Origin of the sequence: Kocuria tytonicola, assembly GCF_003687455.1 — a bacterium.
Taxonomy (GTDB): Bacteria; Actinomycetota; Actinomycetes; order Actinomycetales; family Micrococcaceae; genus Kocuria; species Kocuria tytonicola.
The window spans coordinates 1-17,640 of the sequence record NZ_PHOA01000048.1 but is presented as its reverse complement, the minus strand read 5'-3'; the positions used below and the strand labels follow the sequence as shown (position 1 = coordinate 17,640).

The 17,640-nt window shown below is 71.7% G+C and carries 14 protein-coding genes; 9 read left to right on the top strand and 5 right to left on the bottom strand.

The genetic code is table 11. The annotated features are described in order from the left end of the window. Positions 1–262 precede the first annotated feature (262 nt). Entirely contained in the window at positions 263–1,474 is a 1,212-nt protein-coding gene (locus tag CWC38_RS06905) for a dicarboxylate/amino acid:cation symporter (protein ID WP_121846067.1), read from the bottom strand. A gap of 708 nt (positions 1,475–2,182) precedes the next feature. On the opposite strand from CWC38_RS06905, the gene CWC38_RS12395 reads away from it, so the two are divergent. From CWC38_RS12395 to CWC38_RS06860, 9 genes are all read left to right on the top strand, one after another. Continuing rightward, a complete protein-coding gene (locus CWC38_RS12395) occupies positions 2,183–4,099 on the top strand; it encodes a hypothetical protein (RefSeq protein ID WP_240625102.1) in 1,917 nt (638 codons plus the stop codon). Between the two features lie 58 nt (positions 4,100–4,157). Beyond that, positions 4,158–5,150 carry an HAD-IIA family hydrolase gene (locus tag CWC38_RS06895; RefSeq protein ID WP_121846070.1) on the top strand — a complete coding sequence of 331 codons (993 nt, stop codon included), beginning with the start codon at positions 4,158–4,160 and terminating at the stop codon, positions 5,148–5,150. After that, on the top strand, positions 5,147–5,560 hold the full coding sequence (locus CWC38_RS06890) for a hypothetical protein (protein WP_121846066.1): 414 nt from the start codon (positions 5,147–5,149) through the stop codon (positions 5,558–5,560). The genes CWC38_RS06895 and CWC38_RS06890 overlap by 4 nt, the downstream gene beginning before the upstream one ends. Beyond that, entirely contained in the window at positions 5,557–6,324 is a 768-nt protein-coding gene (locus CWC38_RS06885) for a TlyA family RNA methyltransferase (protein WP_121846065.1), read from the top strand. Before CWC38_RS06890 ends, CWC38_RS06885 begins: the two co-directional genes overlap by 4 nt. 77 nt (positions 6,325–6,401) lie before the next feature. Next, a complete protein-coding gene (locus tag CWC38_RS06880; RefSeq protein ID WP_240625100.1) occupies positions 6,402–7,466 on the top strand; it encodes an NAD kinase in 1,065 nt (354 codons plus the stop codon). Beyond that, positions 7,463–9,175 carry a DNA repair protein RecN gene (gene recN / locus CWC38_RS06875; protein WP_121846064.1) on the top strand — a complete coding sequence of 571 codons (1,713 nt, stop codon included), beginning with the start codon at positions 7,463–7,465 and terminating at the stop codon, positions 9,173–9,175. Before CWC38_RS06880 ends, recN begins: the two co-directional genes overlap by 4 nt. 32 nt (positions 9,176–9,207) lie before the next feature. Beyond that, entirely contained in the window at positions 9,208–10,923 is a 1,716-nt protein-coding gene (gene pyrG / locus CWC38_RS06870) for a CTP synthase (RefSeq protein WP_121846063.1), read from the top strand. A 128-nt stretch (positions 10,924–11,051) separates the two neighbouring features. Then, positions 11,052–11,708 (top strand): NUDIX domain-containing protein, encoded by a 657-nt coding sequence (locus tag CWC38_RS06865; RefSeq protein WP_121846062.1) that lies wholly within the window; start codon positions 11,052–11,054, stop codon positions 11,706–11,708. Positions 11,709–11,734: 26 nt separating this feature from the next. Next, on the top strand, positions 11,735–12,787 hold the full coding sequence (locus CWC38_RS06860) for a site-specific tyrosine recombinase XerD (protein WP_276309565.1): 1,053 nt from the start codon (positions 11,735–11,737) through the stop codon (positions 12,785–12,787). A gap of 181 nt (positions 12,788–12,968) precedes the next feature. Here CWC38_RS06860 and CWC38_RS06855 read toward each other — a convergent pair whose 3' ends face one another. The 4 genes from CWC38_RS06855 to CWC38_RS06840 form a co-directional block, all read right to left on the bottom strand. Then, complete coding sequence (locus CWC38_RS06855) at positions 12,969–14,108, bottom strand: bifunctional 2-methylcitrate synthase/citrate synthase (RefSeq protein WP_121846061.1); 1,140 nt, start codon at positions 14,106–14,108, stop codon at positions 12,969–12,971. Between the two features lie 81 nt (positions 14,109–14,189). After that, the gene (gene prpB / locus CWC38_RS06850; RefSeq protein WP_121846060.1) at positions 14,190–15,101 is read right to left on the bottom strand and encodes a methylisocitrate lyase; all 912 of its coding nucleotides are present in this window, start codon (positions 15,099–15,101) and stop codon (positions 14,190–14,192) included. Positions 15,102–15,103: 2 nt separating this feature from the next. Then, positions 15,104–16,636 carry an MmgE/PrpD family protein gene (locus tag CWC38_RS06845; RefSeq protein ID WP_121846059.1) on the bottom strand — a complete coding sequence of 511 codons (1,533 nt, stop codon included), beginning with the start codon at positions 16,634–16,636 and terminating at the stop codon, positions 15,104–15,106. 64 nt (positions 16,637–16,700) lie between these two features. Then, a complete protein-coding gene (locus CWC38_RS06840) occupies positions 16,701–17,360 on the bottom strand; it encodes a GntR family transcriptional regulator (protein WP_121846058.1) in 660 nt (219 codons plus the stop codon). Positions 17,361–17,640 lie beyond the last annotated feature (280 nt).

Here is a 17,640-nt window from a genome sequence, read left to right as displayed (position 1 = left end):
CCTCGATACCGACCTCCGCCCCCGGCGGAGCAGTTCACCGCCCGCGGGCCAGCAGACCCCGCATCGTCACGGTCCACAGGTCCTCACCCGCGACACCCCACCGGGACAACAACGCGTTTCCCGCCAAGAACCCCGTCGTCGACGCCCGCGGTGCCTGACGTGTGCCCAGGACGCGGAGATCGGCGGGAGGTCCCGCAGATACAGCTGTGGCGCGTGGCTCGAGGAGCAACGCGCCACAGGGTGGGCCACCGGGCATTCCCAGCTACTGTGCCGGCACAGGGGGAGCGTTGCGGAGTGTGCCGTCCTTGCCGGTGAGGATCCGGTTCATGATGGCGGCAATGGCCCCGTCTCCCGTGACGTTGCAAGCGGTGCCGAAGGAGTCGATGGCCACGTAGGTGGCAATCATGAGTCCCACAGCCGTCTCGTCGAAGCCGAGGGACGACTGCAGGATCGCCACGGCCGCCATGATGGCGCCGCCGGGGACACCGGGTGCCGCCACCATGGTGACTCCGAGCAGGAAGATGAAGCCGACGTACTGCCAGGTGTTGATCGGCATCCCGGAGATGGTCATGATCGCCAGCGAGAACAGCACGATCTTCATCGTGGAGCCCGACAGGTGGATGGTGGCGCACAGGGGCACAGTGAACCCCGCAACGCGCTCGTCCACTCCATTGCGTCGGGTGCACTCGAGCGTCACGGGGATGGTCGCCGCGGAGGAGGACGTTCCCAGTGCGGTTGCGTAGGCCGGCAACATGTTCTTGAGCAGCACGAGCGGATTCCGCTTCGTCACCACCCCGGCGATCGTGTACTGGATCAGCAGAATGACCACTGTCATGACGAAAGCGAGGATGACCACCCGCAGGAACGTGGAGATGACGAGCACGATCTGCCCGTTCATGGTGAGGCTCAGGAACATGCCGAAGATGTAGATGGGCAGCAGGGGAATGATGATCTTCTCGACGATGCGCATCACGATGGTGCGAAGCTCGCCGAATCCCTGGTGCAGCGTGGTACCGCGCACGAAGGTGATCCCCACGCCGAGGCAGAAGGACAGGACGAGTGCTGTCATCACGTCGAACACCGGTGGCATGGTGATGTCGAAGTAGCCGCTCAGAGCGTGCTCCTCCGGGTTTTCCAGTCCGTCCACGGCGGTGTGACCTCCCAGGAGCCACGGATAGGTGGACTTGGCCACCAAGAACGCGAGCAGCCCGGCAAAGACCGTGGATCCGTAGGCCATGGCGGCGGTGGCCGCGAGCCATTTGCCCGCGCCCTTGCCGAGGTCCGCGATGGCGGGGGTCACGAGACCCACGATGATCAGAGGGATGAGGAAGCCCAGGAACTGGCTGAAGATGCCGTTGAAGGTCATGAACACGCGGGCCAGCCACTCGGGGAAGAAGAGCCCGAAGCCGATGCCCAGGACGATGGCCACGAGGACCCGCAGCAGCAGGTTTTTGGAGAGAGATCTCAAACGCATGCTCCATTATCAACGGACGGTGAGCGGGAAGTGGTCAGGCGCTCCCGGGTCGCGTCGAGGGGACGTGACGGACCGGCACGGTGTCCCGCCTGCCTGCGCCGTCCTGCGTCCACTCGGCCCGCAGTCCACGAAACTGAGATTCCACGCGGTCCAGGGCCTCGTGGCTTTGATCCTTGTGCCGACCCCGCCGGCTGTCCAGCATTGGGATGGCAGCGGGCGGCATTTGTAGAATGCTCACCAGACCACGGGGCGGGCTCCATCGCCGCCCCTCAGAGCTAGGCCACCGGCCGCAGTAGGAGACTCCCCTTGAGCGATTCTGAACAGCACGGCTCCCGCGATCACTCGGATCGCCCAAGCGGGGGTGACCGCGGCGGATGGCAGCGTCGCCAGGACCGGGGCCCGTCACACGGCGGCGGGTACTCACGGGGTGACGGCGGGCGGTCCGACGCCGCCCGGTCGTCAGCGCGGGACGGATCCCGCGATCGCGCGGGCTACCGGGGACGCGACGACCGGCCCGGCGGTGGCCAGGGAGACCGGCGTGAGAACCGTGGTGCCGGCCGTGGTGGCTACGAGCGCCGTGGAGACGACCGCGGAAGCTACGGGCAGGGCCGCGTGGATCGCACCGACGACCGTGGTGGCTACCGGGGTTCCGCCGACGGCCGGGACGCGCGGGGCGGTGCTCGATACGGCGACCGTCGGTCGGATGACGTGCGTTCCCGCGACGGCCGGAGCGCCGAACGCGGTGGCTACGGTGGCAGGGAGAGCCGGAACGGTTTCGACCGCGGGGAGCGGTCCGGCCGGGACGAGCGAGGCGGACGGCGGGGCTCCGGTGATAACCGGGGCGGTTCGGGCTACACCCGTGGCGAGGACCGCCGCGACGAGCGCCGCGACGAGCGCCGCGGCCAGCGGCACGACGGCTACCGCGACAGCCGCCCCGGTCGGGACGACCGCTCCGGTGCCCGCCGGGAGGGTGGCGGAGAAGGGCGCTGGACCGAGCGGCGTCGTGAGGATCGGGGAGCCTCACGCGATGGCCGTGGCGGCAACGAGCGCGTCGGTGGTGGCCGAGACCGCCAGGGCTACAGCTCGCGCGGCGACGACCGCCGGGAGGACGGGCGCGGTGACCGGGCGGGGGACCGTCGGGACAGCCGCGGTGGGGGCTACGGCACCCGTGGCGACCGGGGCGGATTCGGCTCCGGCGCCGACCGTCGCGATGACCGTCGGGGCGCCGGGCGCCCGGACCGCCGAGGAGACCGCTCCGACCGTCCCGGCCAGGACCGCCAGGGACACGGCAACCGGGGTGAGTTCCGGGACGAACGCCGCAACGACAGGCACGAGTGGCGCCCCGAGTTCGGCACCTACGCCCGGGACGAGCGCCGCGGGGGCCACGACGACGCCCGCCCCCGCTTCGTTGCCCCGGAGATCGACGCGGACGTGACCGGCCGCGAGCTCGACCGCTCGATGCACCACGAGCTGAAGGCGCTCGAGCAGAGCAACGCGGAACGGGTGGCCCAGCACCTCGTGATGGCCGCCCGTTACCTGGAGGAGGACCCGGAGTTCGCCCTGGAGCACGCCAACGCCGCGGTCCGGAAGGCCGGGCGCATCGGCGTGGTGCGGGAGGCTGCGGGAGTGGCCGCCTACGCCGCGGGTGACTTCGCGCTCGCCCTCAAGGAGCTGCGCACCCACCGCCGGATCTCCGGGTCCCAGGAGCACCTGCCCCTCATGGTGGACAGCCAGCGTGCGCTGGGGCGCGCGGACAAGGCCATGGAGGAGGCGACCTCAGAGGCCGTCGCGTCCCTGGACGCCGCAGGCCAGGCGGCGCTCGCCATCGTCGTCTCCGGGATCCACGCCGATGCCGGGGACCACGACGCCGCGCTCGCCGCCCTGGAGATCCCGCAGCTCGACAAGAACCGCGGTTTCTCGTACAGCCCCGGCCTGTTCCGCGCCTACGCCGAGGCACTGCGCGCGGTGGGGCGGGACGACGAGTCCATCACCTGGGAGCGCCAGGCCATCGTGGCGGAGGCCGCCCTGGGTGTGGGCCAGTTCTCGGAGCCGGAGATCGTGGACCTCGGGGACGACCTCGACGAGGACGAGGCGCGGCGCACCGTCCGGGACGCGCAGCGCCGGCACAGCGCCCCCCGCCCCGCGGACGAGCACGGGACGGGCACGGACGCCGACGACGCGCGACCCGCCGGAGACGACATGCAACGGGCGGAGAGCCAGGCAGCGGCAGGCGACGAAGAACCGGCCCGTCACGACGGGGTGCGCCGCGCTGGCCCGGAGGATGCGCCGGAGCGCGACGACCTGGGACACGAAGTTCCGGGAGGCGACGACCAGGAACGCGAAAGGACGCACGAGGCAGCAGCGGCACCCGGCGTTCGCCAGGGCACCCTGTCGTATTCCGCGGACGCGGCCACCGCCCCGGTGGGCGCCGATGATGCCGCCACCGCTGGTGGCAACGCTGGTGCTGGTGCCACAGGCGGCGGCGTCGGCGCGGCGCAGGACGAGCAGGAGGGGGTGGGCACCGCGTCTCACGACGAGGCGGCAGCCCCGGGCGCCTCGGACGGCGCCGAGGATTCCCCCGCCGAGGATTCCCCCGCCGATCGTGAGCAGGGCGCCCGTGAGTGAGGCCACTGCGTCCGCCTCCCCGGACGGGGACGCGGCAGAGAGCGGTGCGGACGGTGCGCTGATCGAGCGGTTCGATGCGCTGCTGTGCGACCTGGACGGCGTGGTCTACGCGGGCCCCACCGCGGTCGACGGCGCTCCGGAGGCTCTCGAGCGGGTCCGGGCCACGGGCCGCCCGGTCGTGTACGTGACGAACAACGCGTCCCGCCCGCCGGAGGCCGTGGCCGAGCACATCACCTCCCTCGGCGCGAGCACCGGGGTGCAGGATGTCGTGAGCTCTGCACAGGCCGCGGCGGCCCTGCTCGCGGAGCGGTTGAGCCCCGGTGCGCGGGTGCTGGTCACGGGGTCGCAGGCCCTGAGGGACGAGGTCCGCGCCGTGGGGCTCGTGCCGGTGTCCTCGCAGCAGGACGCGCCGCAGGCCGTGGTGCAGGGCTTCGATCCCCACCTCGGGTGGGAGCAGCTCGCGGAGGCGGCCTTCACGCTCGCGGATGAGTCCGTGCTGTGGTGCGCCACCAACACGGACCGCACGATTCCCAAGGAACGGGGCATCGCCCCGGGCAACGGGACGCTCGTGGCCGCGGTCGCCGCGGCCACCGGGCGCGAACCGCTCGTGGCGGGCAAGCCCGAGGCCCCGATCTTCCGGGAGGCGGCAGAACGGGTGGGGGCCACGCGCCCCGCGGTGGTCGGCGACAGGCTGGACACCGACATCCTGGGTGCGCGCAACGCCGGGATGGAGAGCATCGAGGTGCTCACCGGAGTGGACTCCGCGGCGGGTGTGCTCGGTGCGTGCACCGCACAGCGCCCCACCTACCTGCTGGCCACGTTGCGGGAGCTCTTCGAGCCGTACCCCGAGGTGGCCACCGGGCGCACGGGTGACCGGGTGAGCGCGACGTGCCGGTCGGTGCGCGCGGAGGTCGCGGGCGACGTCGTGACCATCACGGCGGAGACCGGTGACCTCGACGGCTGGCGTGCGGCGTGCGCCGCGTGGTGGGCCGCACACCCCGAGGAGGACGAGGCAACCTCGCCCGAGGTGCGCTGGGAGCCTGTGTCGTGATCACGCCGGGGACGGGCGTGCCCGGTGCCGAGGACGGCCCCGACCGAGCAGGCGGAGGAACGGGGCGCCCGGAGCAGGACGGTGCCGCGAGCGTCGGCATGGCACCCGGGCCCGCAGGCTCCGGTCACGAGCAGGGTGACGCGCAGGAGATCGGGGGAGGGGGGCAGGAAGCAGGAACTCCGAGAACCGGGCTGGATCCCGTGGACCGGGTGCTGGCGCGGGAGGACGAGATCTCCCGGCTGCCCGTCACGGAGCGGGCCGCGGCCTACGAGGACCTGCACCGGGAGCTGGAACGAATCCTGAACGAGGACCCCGGGAAGCTGCCGCACGGTCTGGTGGCCGCGTCAGGCCGCACTGACCAGGGCGTGCCGCCCGCCGCAGGCACCCCGGGCGGGTGGCTGCAGCGGTGACGACCCGTCTGGACCGGGAACTGACCGCGCGCGGGCTCGCGCGCTCGCGAACCGTGGCCGCCGAGCGCATCCGGGAGGGTCGGGTGTCGGTGAACGGCCGCCCGGCCACGAAGCCCTCCGCGCCGGTGGGGCCCGAGGACGCCCTGACCGTCGAGTCCTCAGACCGGGACGAGTACGCGAGCCGCGCGGGCCACAAGCTCGTGGGCGCCCTGGAGCACTTCCCGGCGGTGGACCCGCGAGGGAAGCGGTGCCTGGACGCCGGAGCCTCGACCGGCGGCTTCACGGACGTGCTGCTGCGGCGCGGAGCCCGCGAGGTGGTGGCCGTGGACGTCGGTCACGACCAGCTGGTGCCCGAGCTCCGTGCGGATGCCCGGGTACGGGTGCACGAGGGTCTCAACGTCCGGCACCTCGACCCGGAGCAGATCGGCGGCCCCGCCGAGCTCACCGTGTGCGACCTCTCCTTCATCTCCCTCACCCTCGTGGTCCCCGCACTCGCCGCGGCCACGGTGCCCGGCGGCGACCTCCTGCTCATGGTGAAGCCGCAGTTCGAGGTGGGGGTGCACAACCTCTCCAGGACGGGAGTGGTGACCTCGCCGACGGCCCGCGCGGAGGCGGTGCGGCGCGTGCGGGAGTGCGCGCTCGGCGTCGGCCTGGAGGTGCGGGGCAGTGCGCCCAGCCCGCTGCCGGGCCAGGACGGGAACGTCGAGTTCTTCGTGTGGTGCCGCCGCCCGGTGGCCGCTGTGGGCGTCGGAGCGCTCGCGTAGTCTTGGCGGAGTCAGCCCACCGCGGGAGCCGATCGCAGGAGGATGGTCAGCAGCACGTGAGCCGCAAAATCTTGGTGATGACCCACACGGGACGCCACGAGGCCATGGAGGCCGCCCGCCAGTCGTGCGAGCAGCTGCACTCGGCCGGTCTCGTCCCGGTGCTCTCGCGCCCGGATCTGGAGGCCCTGCGTGCGGATGGCCTGGACACGTCCCCCGTGGAGATCCTCGAGGAGGACGTCGCCCTCCGGGAGATAGAGATCGTCATGGTGCTCGGCGGGGACGGCTCCATCCTGCGGGCGGCCGAGCTGGTGCGCGGCGTGGACACCCCGCTGCTCGGGGTGAACCTCGGCCACGTGGGATTCCTCGCGGAGTCCGAGCGCTCGGGACTGAGTGAGACCGTGGAGGCCATCGTGGACGGGCGCTACACGGTGGAGCGCCGCATGGCCCTGGACGTCACCGTGTGGGAGCACCGGCGCAAGGTGCTGCACACGTGGGCCCTGAACGAGGCCTCGGTGGAGAAGGGCGACCGCGAGAAGATGATCGAGGTGGTCACGGAGGTGGACCGCCGCCCGCTGTCCACGTTCGGCTGCGACGGCGTGGTCATGGCCACCCCCACGGGGTCCACCGCCTACGCCTTCTCCGCGGGCGGGCCCGTGGTGTGGCCGGAGGTCGAGGCGCTGCTCATGGTGCCACTGTCCGCGCACGCACTGTTCTCCCGCCCCCTGGTGATTTCCCCGCGGTCCATGATGGCCGTGGAGGTGCTCACCCGCACCGACGCCCGCGGGGTGCTGTGGTGCGACGGTCGCCGCACGGTGGACCTGCCGCCCGGATCCAGGATCGAGGTGCGGCGCTCCGAGAAGTCCGTGAACCTGGCCCGCATGCACGCCACGCCGTTCTCCGAGCGGCTCGTCAAGAAGTTCGAGCTCCCCATCGCGGGCTGGCGCGGTCCCATGCCCAGTGAGCAGGTGGAGACCATGACCACCGCGCTGCCCCTGGTCCAGCCCACCACCGCGGTGGTCGCCCACGACCCCGCACACCCCAAGCTCTCCGTGGGCCGCGAGATCCCGCACCATTCCGACGGCTCGTGCCGCTGCGCACCCGGGCAGGGCCAGGACCGCGCGGACGGCGGTGACCTCGCATGATTGAGGAGATCCACATCCACGACCTCGGCGTCATCCCCGACGCCGTCCTGCCCCTGGGCCCGGGGCTGTCGATCCTCTCCGGCGAGACCGGGGCGGGCAAGACCATGGTGGTCACCGCGCTCGGCATGCTGCTGGGCAACCGTGCGGACGCCGGTGCCGTGCGATCGGGCAGCGCCAAGGCGCTCGCGGAGGCCACCGTGCGTGTTCCCGCGGACCACGCGGCCGTCTCCCTCGTGGAGGAGTCCGGCGGAACGGTGGACCGCGAGGACGTGGGCGGCACGGAGGAGGCGCTGGTCCTGCTCTCCCGCACGGTCTCCGCGGAGGGGCGCAGCCGCGCCCACGTGGGTGGTCGCTCCGCCCCCGTGGGCACCCTGGGTGCAGTGGGGGAAACCCTCGTGGCCGTGCACGGCCAGTCGGACCAGCTGCGTCTGAAGTCGCCCGCGGCGCAGCGCAAGGCCCTGGACGACTACGCGGGCCAGCCCGTGGCGAGGGAACTCGCCGCCTTCCGGGAGAAGCTCGCCCGCTACCGCAGCGTCGTCGCGACCCTGCGCGCCGCGAAGGAGAACTCCCGGGAGCGCGCGCTGCAGGCCCAGAGCCTCACCACGGCGCTCGCGGAGATCGACGCCGTGGAGCCGGTGCCGGGCGAGGACGCCCAGCTCGACGCCGAGAGCGAGAAGCTCACCAACCTGGAGGCCCTGCGCGGCGCTGCCACCACCGCGCACACCGCCCTGAGCGGTTCCGACGCCGACGACGCCCCGGACCTCAACGCCGTGGCGCTGCTGTCCCAGGCGCAGCAGGCCCTGGAGGTCGAGTCGGACGCGGATCCCGAGCTCGCGGCCCTGGCGGCGCGGGTGCGGGAGCTCACGGTGGTCGCCGCCGACGTCGCCGCGGACCTCTCCGGGTACGCGAGCGGACTCGACGAGGACGGCCCCGCACGGCTGGCCGAGGTGGAGACCCGACGCAGCGCCCTGCGGCAGCTGACCAAGAAATACGGTGCCACGATCGACGAGGTGCTGCAGTGGGCCGAGCAGGCCCGCGAGCAGCTGGACGGTCTCGTCGTGGATCCCCAGCGCGAGGAGGAGCTGCGCGCCGAGGGCGAAGCCCTGCACGCATCGCTGGCCGCCCATGCCGAGAAGCTGCTGACCCTGCGGCGGGCGGCCGCCGACAAGCTCGCGGCCGCTGTCAGCGCGGAACTCTCCGCGCTCGCCATGCCCAACGCCACGCTCGTGGTCGCGGTGGAGCCCTCCGAGCGCTTCACCGACGACGGCCGGGACACCATCGAGTTCATGCTCGCCCCGCACGCGAAGGCCACCCCGCGGCCCCTCGGCAAGGGCGCCTCCGGTGGTGAGCTCTCCCGCATCATGCTGGCGCTCGAGGTGGTGCTCTCCGAGGTGGACCCGGTGCCCACGTTCGTCTTCGACGAGGTGGACTCCGGCGTGGGCGGCAAGGCCGCCGTGGAGATCGGCCGGCGACTGAAGATGCTCGCCCGCAACGTGCAGGTGCTCGTGGTCACCCACCTCCCGCAGGTCGCGGCGTTCGCGGACCACCACGTGCTGGTGACCAAGTCCGCGGACTCCAGCGTCTCGGACGTGAAGGTGCTCACCGACGAGGAACGCGTGGTGGAGCTCGCCCGCATGCTCGCCGGCCACGAGGACTCCAGCGCGGCGCGCGAGCACGCCCGTGAACTCCTGCGGGACGCCACCGCATGACCCGACAGCCCAGCAATCCCGACGAGACACGAATGGTAGGCTCGAATTCCGTGGTGAACGCTCAGGACGCCGCCCGCGAGGCAGGCACAGAAAAGAACAACGGCAAGGTGACCCGGCAGATCTTCGTCACGGGAGGTGTGGCCTCCTCCCTCGGGAAGGGCCTGACCGCGTCCTCGCTCGGCATGCTGCTGCGTGCGCGTGGACTCTCGGTGACCATGCAGAAACTCGATCCCTACCTCAACGTGGATCCGGGCACCATGAACCCCTTCCAGCACGGCGAGGTGTTCGTCACCGACGACGGCGCCGAGACCGACCTGGACATCGGGCACTACGAGCGCTTCCTGGACGAGAACCTCGACGCCTCCGCGAACGTGACCACCGGTCAGGTCTACTCCACCGTGATCGCCAAGGAGCGCCGCGGCGAGTACCTGGGGGACACCGTGCAGGTGATCCCCCACATCACGGACGAGCTCAAGCGCCGGATGCGCCGCCGCGCGGAGGACGAGAACGCCCCGGACATCATCATCACCGAGATCGGCGGCACCGTGGGCGACATCGAGTCGCAGCCGTTCATCGAGGCCGCGCGCCAGGTCCGCCAGGACGTGGGCCGGCGCAACGTGTTCTACCTGCACGTGTCCCTGATCCCGTTCATCGGCCCGTCCGGCGAGCTCAAGACCAAGCCCACCCAGCACTCCGTGGCCACGCTGCGCGGGCTCGGCATCCAGCCGGACGCCCTGGTGCTGCGCTGCGACCGGGACGTGCCCGACGCCATGCTCCGCAAGATCGGCAGCGCGTGCGACGTGGACCTGGACGCCGTGATCTCCTGCGCGGACGCCCCGAGCATCTACGACATCCCCAACACCCTGCACACCCAGGGCCTGGACACCTACATCCTGGACTACCTGAGCCTGGACTACCAGGACGCGGACCTGCGCCAGTGGTCCCGCCTGCTGACCGCCGTGCACGAGCCCGAGCACCAGGTCACCGTGGCGCTGGTGGGCAAGTACATCGACCTGCCAGACGCCTACCTCTCCGTGTCCGAGGCGCTGCGCGCGGGCGGGTTCGCGAACAACGCCAAGGTCAACCTGAAGTGGGTTGCCTCGGACCTGTGCGACACCCCCGAGGGCGCACAGCGCGAGCTCGGTGACGTGGACGCGATCTGCGTCCCCGGGGGCTTCGGCATCCGCGGGCTGGAGGGCAAACTGGGTGCCCTGTCGTGGGCCCGCCAGCACAAGGTCCCCACCCTGGGGCTGTGCCTGGGCCTGCAGTGCATGGTCATCGAGTACGCGCGCAACGAGGTGGGGCTGGCGAACGCGTCCTCCACCGAGTTCGACCCCGAGACCGACACCCCGGTGATCGCCACCATGGAGGAGCAGAAGCAGTTCGTGGAGGGCGCCGGGGACCTGGGCGGCACCATGCGACTGGGCCTGTACCCCGCGGCCCTCGCGGAGGGGTCCGTGGTCGCGGAGACCTACGGCACCACCGAGGTCTCCGAGCGCCACCGCCACCGCTACGAGGTCAACAACGCCTACCGGGACGCGCTGGCCGAGGCCGGGCTGCGGATCTCGGGCACGTCCCCGGAGGGCACCCTGGTGGAGTTCGTGGAGCTGCCCCGTGAGGAGCACCCCTACTACGTGGCCACCCAGGCCCACCCGGAGCTGGCCTCCCGACCCACGCGGCCGCACCCGCTGTTCGACGGTCTCGTGCGGGCCGCCCTGGAGCGGCGCGGGGTCCAGACGAACCGCTGACGCCGGCTCCGGACGAGGAACCGGGACGGACGAGCGAGGTGGCGGGGGCTCCGAGGGTGCGTGCGCCTCGGGGCCCCCGCGGTTCTGTCCACACCCACCGCCGCCGGACGCGGCAGAACGGAGACACCATGGAGTTCACGTCCATCACCGCAGAGCAGCTGCAGGACCGGCCGGATCCGCACGAGGTCACGGACGCGGAGACCGTCTACCGCGGTGCCATCTGGGACGTTGCTCGTGAGACGTTCCGCATGGCTGACCAGGACGAGCCGCTCGTCCGGGACTTCATCACGCACCCCGGGGCCGTGGCCGTGGTGGCGCTGGACGACCAGGACCGTGTCCTGCTCATCAACCAGTACCGGCACCCGGTGCGCACCCGCATGTGGGAGATCCCGGCCGGACTCCTGGACGTCTCCGGCGAGCCCGCACTGGCGGCCGCGCAGCGCGAACTGGGGGAAGAGGCGGACCTCGTGGCCGAGCACTGGGACACGCTCGTGGACTTCGAGAACTCCCCGGGGTCCTCGGCCGAGGCCAACCGCATCTTCCTGGCCCGCGGTCTGAGCGAGGTCCCGGACGCGGAGCGCTTCACCCGGGAGGGGGAGGAGGCGGAGATCGTGGCCGGGTTCGCGGACCTCGACGACGCCGCGGCCGCCGTCCTCTCCGGGCGCCTCACCTCCCCGGCGGCCGCCCTCGGGATCCTGGCGGCCCACGTCGCGCGCTCCCGCGACTGGAGCACCCTGCGGGCCCCCGACGCCGCGTGGCCCGCCCGGCCCGGCCACGCGGGGTGAGCCCCGACCGCCCGGGGGCCACGGATGTGACGACCGACACCGCTCCGCTCCCGGTGGTCGCGCCCGCGCGGCAGGAGGGGACGCGGGAGAAGGAGACGCCTGCGGACGGCACGCGGGCGGCGTCGTCGGAGGCGGACGGTCCCGCACCGGAACTGGCCCGGGCCGTGGGGCGCTACCTGGACCACCTGGTGGTGGAGCGCGGACTCGCCGCGAACACGGTGACGGCCTACCGGCGGGACCTGAACCGCTATCTGGGGCACCTCACGACCACGGCGCCGGACGTGCGTGTTCCGCGGGACATCACCTCGGACCATGTACGCGCGTTCGTGCGCGTGCTCCGCGAGGGGGACGAGGGTCGTCCCGCACTGTCCGCCCGCAGCAGCGCCCGGGTGCTGGCGGCCGTCCGGGGCGCGCACGCCTTCTGGGCCACCGAGTCCACGGTGGACACGGACGTGGCCTCGCGGGTGAGCCCGCCGATGCCGCCGCAGCGCCTGCCCAAGGCCATCGGGGTGACGGAAGTGGAGAACCTGCTGGCCGCCCCGGATCCCGAGACCCCGGCGGGGCTGCGGGCCCGGGCGTTCCTGGAGCTGCTGTACGCCACGGGCGCGCGCATCTCGGAGGCCGTGGCCCTGGACGTGGACGACCTCGCCGGGCTGCACGAGGCGGAGCTCGCCCTGATCCGGGTGACCGGCAAGGGGAACAAGCAGCGGCTCGTGCCCGTGGGGTCGTTCGCGGTGGCAGCACTCGAGCGCTACCTCGTGCGAGCGCGCCCGGAGCTCGCACGGCACGGGAAGGGCAGCCCGGCGGTGTTCCTCAACGCCCGCGGTGCACGGATCTCGCGGCAGACCGCCTGGAGCATGGTCAAGGAGGCCGCGCGGACCATCCAGCAGGAGGAGCGGATCACACCTCACACCCTCCGGCACTCGTTCGCCACACACCTGCTGGAGGGCGGCGCGGACCTGCGCGTGGTGCAGGAGCTGCTGGGGCACGCCTCGTTGGCAACCACCCAGATCTACACGCGGGTCTCCGTGGAGTCCCTCCGGGAGGTCTACGCGACGTCCCACCCCCGGGCGCACTGAGACGCGCGGGGTGCGCCGCGACGTCGTGCCCAGGGCCTGCTGTGGCCGGCCCCGACGAGGACCCGCGGGGCAGACCCGCGGGAACGCCCGGCCCGGAGCCGGACGACGTCGGCCCATTCCCCCGAGGAGTGCACCTCACGGGAACGGGCCGATGTGCTGACCCCGGGCGGAGCCCGGTGCGTCAGCCCAGGTGACGCTCGTCCGGGCCGTTGTAGGCGGAGAGTGGGCGGATCAGCGAGTTGTTCGCGCGCTGCTCCATGATGTGGGCCGTCCAGCCCGCGATCCGCGCACACACGAAGACGGGCGTGAACGTGGGGATGTCGAAGCCCATGAGCCAGTAGGTGGGGCCGGCGGGGTAGTCGAGGTTGGGCTTGATGGACTTCGCCTCGTCCATGGACTTGGCCAGACCGTTGTAGAGCCCCAGGATCTCCTGGCGGTCGTAGTGCTCGAGCATGCGGAAGAGAGCCTCCTGCATGGTGGGCACGCGGGAGTCGCCGTGCTTGTAGACGCGGTGCCCGAAGCCCATGACCTTCTTCTTCTCCGCCAGGGCCTGGTCCATCCACTCCTTGGCGCGCTTCTCGGCCTCCTCGGCGGTCTCCTCCTTGCGGATGCCGAGCTCCTCGAAGGTGTGCATGACGGCTTCGTTGGCGCCGCCGTGCAGCGGGCCCTTGAGAGCGCCGATGGCACCGGTGACCGCGGAGTGCATGTCCGAGAGCGTGGAGGTGATCACGCGAGCCGTGAACGTGGAGGCGTTGAACGAGTGCTCCGCGTACAGGATGATCGACACCCGGAACGCGTCGACCACCTCGGGCGCGGCCTCCTCGCCGAACGCCATCCACAGGAAGTTCTGGGCGTAGTCGAGGTCCTCGCGGGGTTCCACCACCTCCTGGCCGTGGCGGCGGCGCTGGTCGTAGCAGACCACGGCGGGCATCACGGCGAAGAGCTCCTGGGCCTTGCGCAGCTCGGCCTCGGGGGAGTTGTCCTCCGCGAGCGGGTGCTGGGCGCCGGTCACGGAGGCGGCGGTGCGGCACACGTCCATGGGGTGGCACGTGGTGGGGAGCTCGTCGATCACGCGCTTGAGCTCGGGAGTCAGGGCCCGGTTCTCGCGCTCCAGCGTGCGGAAGGCGGCGAGGTCGTCCTCGGACGGCAGCTCACCGGTCCACAGCAGCAGGGCGACCTCCTCCGCGGAGCACTTCTCGGCGAGCTCCTGCACGGGGTAGCCCCGGTAGAGCAGGGAGTTGGTCTCCGCGTTGACCTTGGACACGGCGGTGGCGTCCGCCACCACACCGGCAAGTCCCTTGCGGATTTCGGTATCGGCCACGGTTGATCTCCTTCGACGGCTGTGGACTGGAAACGAATGTCGTTCCCACCCCACCACATCGGGCGGGGTGGGAACAGGGGGTCAGGAGTTCGGGGTGCCGGGCACCTCGAAGTCGAAGACCCCGGAGTCGAACTGGTTGTACCCGTTGTAGTCCACCAGCTCGTACAGGCGCTTGCGGGTGAGCATGGTCTCCACCTGGGCCTGCTGCGTGCCGTCCTCGCGGATGGTGGTGAGCAGGCGCTCGATGGCGCCCATGGCCTGGCGCTCCAGGGACACGGGGTAGATCACCATCGACACCCCTGCGTCCTGCAGCTGCCGCGTGGTGAACAGCTCGGACTTCCCGAACTCGGTCATGTTCGCCAGGACGGGCACGTCCACCGCGGCGGCCATGCGTTCGAACTCGGAGAGGTCAGCCATGGCCTCCGGGAAGATGACGTCCGCGCCGGCGTCCACGAGCGCGCGCGCCCGCTCCACGGCGGCGTCGAACCCGTCCACCCCGCGGATGTCCGTGCGGGCCATGACCACGAAGTTCGGGTCCCGGCGGGCCTCCACGGCGGCGCGGATGCGCTTGACGGCGGTGGCGGTGTCCACCACGTTCTTGCCGTCCAGGTGCCCGCAGCGCTTGGGGTTGAACTGGTCCTCGATGTGGCAGCCGGCCAGTCCGGCGTCCTCGAGCTCCTGCACGGTGCGCGCCACGTTCATGGGCTCCCCGAAGCCGGTGTCCGCGTCCACGAGGCACGGCAGGTCCGTGCTGCGGGCGATCTGACCGGCGCGGGTGGCCACCTCGGTGAGCGTGGTGAGGCCGATGTCCGGCAGGCCCAGCTCGTTGGCGAGCACGCCGCCGGAGATGTAGACGCCCTCGAAGCCCTGCTCCTGGATGAGCTTGGTGGACAGCGGGGTGAACGCGCCGGGGAACTGGGCGATCCCGGGTGCGGCCAGCAGCTCGCGGAAGCGCTCGCGCTTCTGCGCGGGGGTGGTGGTGGAGTACAGCATGATCAGAAGATTCCCTTCGGCGATTTCTCCAGGCCCACGGCCGCGGTGATGTTGAGCTGGCCCAGCTCCCCGGCCTTCAGCTCGGGCAGCCGCTGCACGGTGTCCAGGAACCGCTCGATCTCCTCGGGGGCCACGAGGCCCTCGGCCAGGGTGCGGAACTTGGTGACGTACTGCTCGCGGGCGAAGGGCCGCGCGCCGAGCGGGTGGGCGTCCGCCACGGCGATCTGGTCCGTGATCACGGTGCCGTCCGTGAGCGTGATCTCCACGGAGCCGCCGAACGCCTTCTCGGAGATGTCCAGCGAGTGGTAGCGGCGGGTCCACTCGGGGTCCTCCTGGGTGGTCACCTTGTGCCACAGCTCCACGGTGTCCGGGCGCCCGGCGCGCTCGGGGGAGTAGGAGTCCACGTGGTGCCACGCACCGTCCTGCAGCGCGACCGTGAAGATGTAGGGGATCGAGTGGTCCAGGGTCTCGCGGGAGGCCTTCGGATCGTACTTCTGGGGGTCGTTGGCTCCGGAGCCGATCACGTAGTGGGTGTGGTGGGAGGTCTTGATGAGCACGGACTCCACGTTGGCGGGGTCCGTGACCTCGGGGTGCTCGCGGTGCAGCTTGCGGGCCAGGTCGATCCACGCCTGCGCCTGGTACTCCGCGGAGTGCTCCTTGGTGTAGGTGTCCAGGATGGCGCGCTTGGGCTCACCGGGAGCGGGCAGGGCCACCTCGTAGCGGGCCTCCGGGCCGGAGAGCAGCCACGCGATCACGCCGTCCTCGCCCTCGTAGATGGGGGTGGGCGAGGTCTGTCCGCGCATGGCACGGTCCACGGCCTCCACGGCCATCTTCCCGGCGAACGCGGGAGCGTGGGCCTTCCACGTGGAGATCTCGCCCTTGCGGGACTGCCGGGTCTGCGTGGTGGTGTGCAGGGCCTGGCCGATGGCCTGGAAGATCGTCTCGGTGTCCAGACCCAGCAGGGTGCCGATGCCCGCGGAGGCGGAGGGGCCGATGTGGGCGATGTGGTCGATCTTGTGCTCGTGCAGGCAGATGCCCTTCACGAGGTCCACCTGGACCTCGTAGCCCGTGGCGATCGCGCGCACCAGGTCCTCGCCGTTGCTGCCCACGTGCTGGGCGACGGCCAGGATCGGGGGGATGTTGTCCCCGGGGTGGGAGTACTCGGCGGAGAGGAACGTGTCGTGGTAGTCCAGCTCGCGCACGGCCACGCCGTTGGCCCACGCCGCCCACTCGGGCGAGACCGCGGCGTCGTCCTCCGGGGCGCCGAAGAGCAGCGCGCCCTGGCCGGAGAAGCCGGCGCCCGGGACCACCTTGTGGCACAGCGCCTGCGAGCGCGCCGAGACGATGGGCCCGCGGTTCAGGGACGCGATGGCCACGGAGGCGTTGTCGATGATGCGGTTGACCACCATGTCCACCACCTCGGGCTCCACGGCCACGGGGTCGGACGCCACGGCGGCGAGCTTGTGGGCGAGCTGCTCCTCGCGGGGCAGCTCCTCCTTGGACGAGTACGTGCGCACGGTGTGTGTGACGGTCACGGGCGTTCCTTCCGGTACGGGTCTTGCGGACGGTGGGTGGTTTCGGGGGCCGTGGAGCGGCGGGTCAGGAGGCGATCGGGGGCGCGGCGGTGAGTTCCGGGGTGCGCAGGGCGTTGCCGAGCGCGTTCTTCAGGTGCACGCGCGTGGTGGCGACGGCCAGAGCGGGGTCCCCGGCCGCAACGGCACGGGCGATCGCCTCGTGCTCGGCGGCGGCCACGGCGAGGCGCCGGGGGTTGGAGGTGGACAGCCGGCGCACGCGGGCGAGGTGCAGCCGCACGTGGGAAAGGGCCTGCTGCAGGTAGGGGTTCTGCGCGGCGGCGTCGATCTCGGCGTCCATCCGGTCAACGAGCGCGTAGTACGCCGCGTGGTCGGCGTCGTCGGCCAGGGTCTCCGCGGCGTGGGAGAGCTCGTCCGCGAGGGCGCGGAAGGTCTCCGCGTCACCGCGCTGCGCGGCCAGTTCGGCGGCGCGGCAGTCCAGCGTGTCCCGCAGCTCGTACAGCGCGCGGACGTCCTCGGCGGAGATCGCGCTGACGACGACGCCGCGTCCCGTGTGCGGCTCGGCCAGCCCGTCCGCGGTGAGGCGGGAGAGCGCTTCGCGCACGGGGGTGCGGGAGATCCCGAGGCGTTCGGAGAGGTCCACCTCGCCGAGCACCTGGCCCGGGAGCAGCCGCCAGGAGACGATGTCCGCCCGCAGCTCGCGGTACGCGCGCTCACCTGCTCGCATGACTCCTCCTGACGTGTTGGCCGTCCTCAGTGTATACACCTGCCCCACGGAGTCCAAGTGATTCCGGGCAGGACTCCGCGCAACGAGCAAGCTGTGTATACACAACTCTTGTGACGTGTGATGCGGACCACTAGCATGAACCTACGCCGACGACCGTCCCAGCACCACGTCCGGAGGAAGCCATGACGCAGCCCACCTACGAATCCGTCTACCGCGCGAGCGTGGAGGACCCCGAGGCGTTCTGGCTGGACGCAGCACGGTGCCGAACTCGCCGTTCTCC

What these genes read in the sequence shown, in the direction of transcription:
- pyrG (WP_121846063.1), top strand. Translation starts at nt 9,208, where the DNA reads ATGGTAGGCTCGAATTCCGTGGTGAACGCTCAGGACGCCGCCCGCGAG.
- recN (WP_121846064.1), top strand. Translation starts at nt 7,463, where the DNA reads ATGATTGAGGAGATCCACATCCACGACCTCGGCGTCATCCCCGACGCC.
- prpB (WP_121846060.1), bottom strand. Translation starts at nt 15,101, where the DNA reads ATGCTGTACTCCACCACCACCCCCGCGCAGAAGCGCGAGCGCTTCCGC.
- CWC38_RS06905 (WP_121846067.1), bottom strand. Translation starts at nt 1,474, where the DNA reads ATGCGTTTGAGATCTCTCTCCAAAAACCTGCTGCTGCGGGTCCTCGTG.
- CWC38_RS06880 (WP_240625100.1), top strand. Translation starts at nt 6,402, where the DNA reads ATGACCCACACGGGACGCCACGAGGCCATGGAGGCCGCCCGCCAGTCG.
- CWC38_RS06865 (WP_121846062.1), top strand. Translation starts at nt 11,052, where the DNA reads ATGGAGTTCACGTCCATCACCGCAGAGCAGCTGCAGGACCGGCCGGAT.
- CWC38_RS06840 (WP_121846058.1), bottom strand. Translation starts at nt 17,360, where the DNA reads ATGCGAGCAGGTGAGCGCGCGTACCGCGAGCTGCGGGCGGACATCGTC.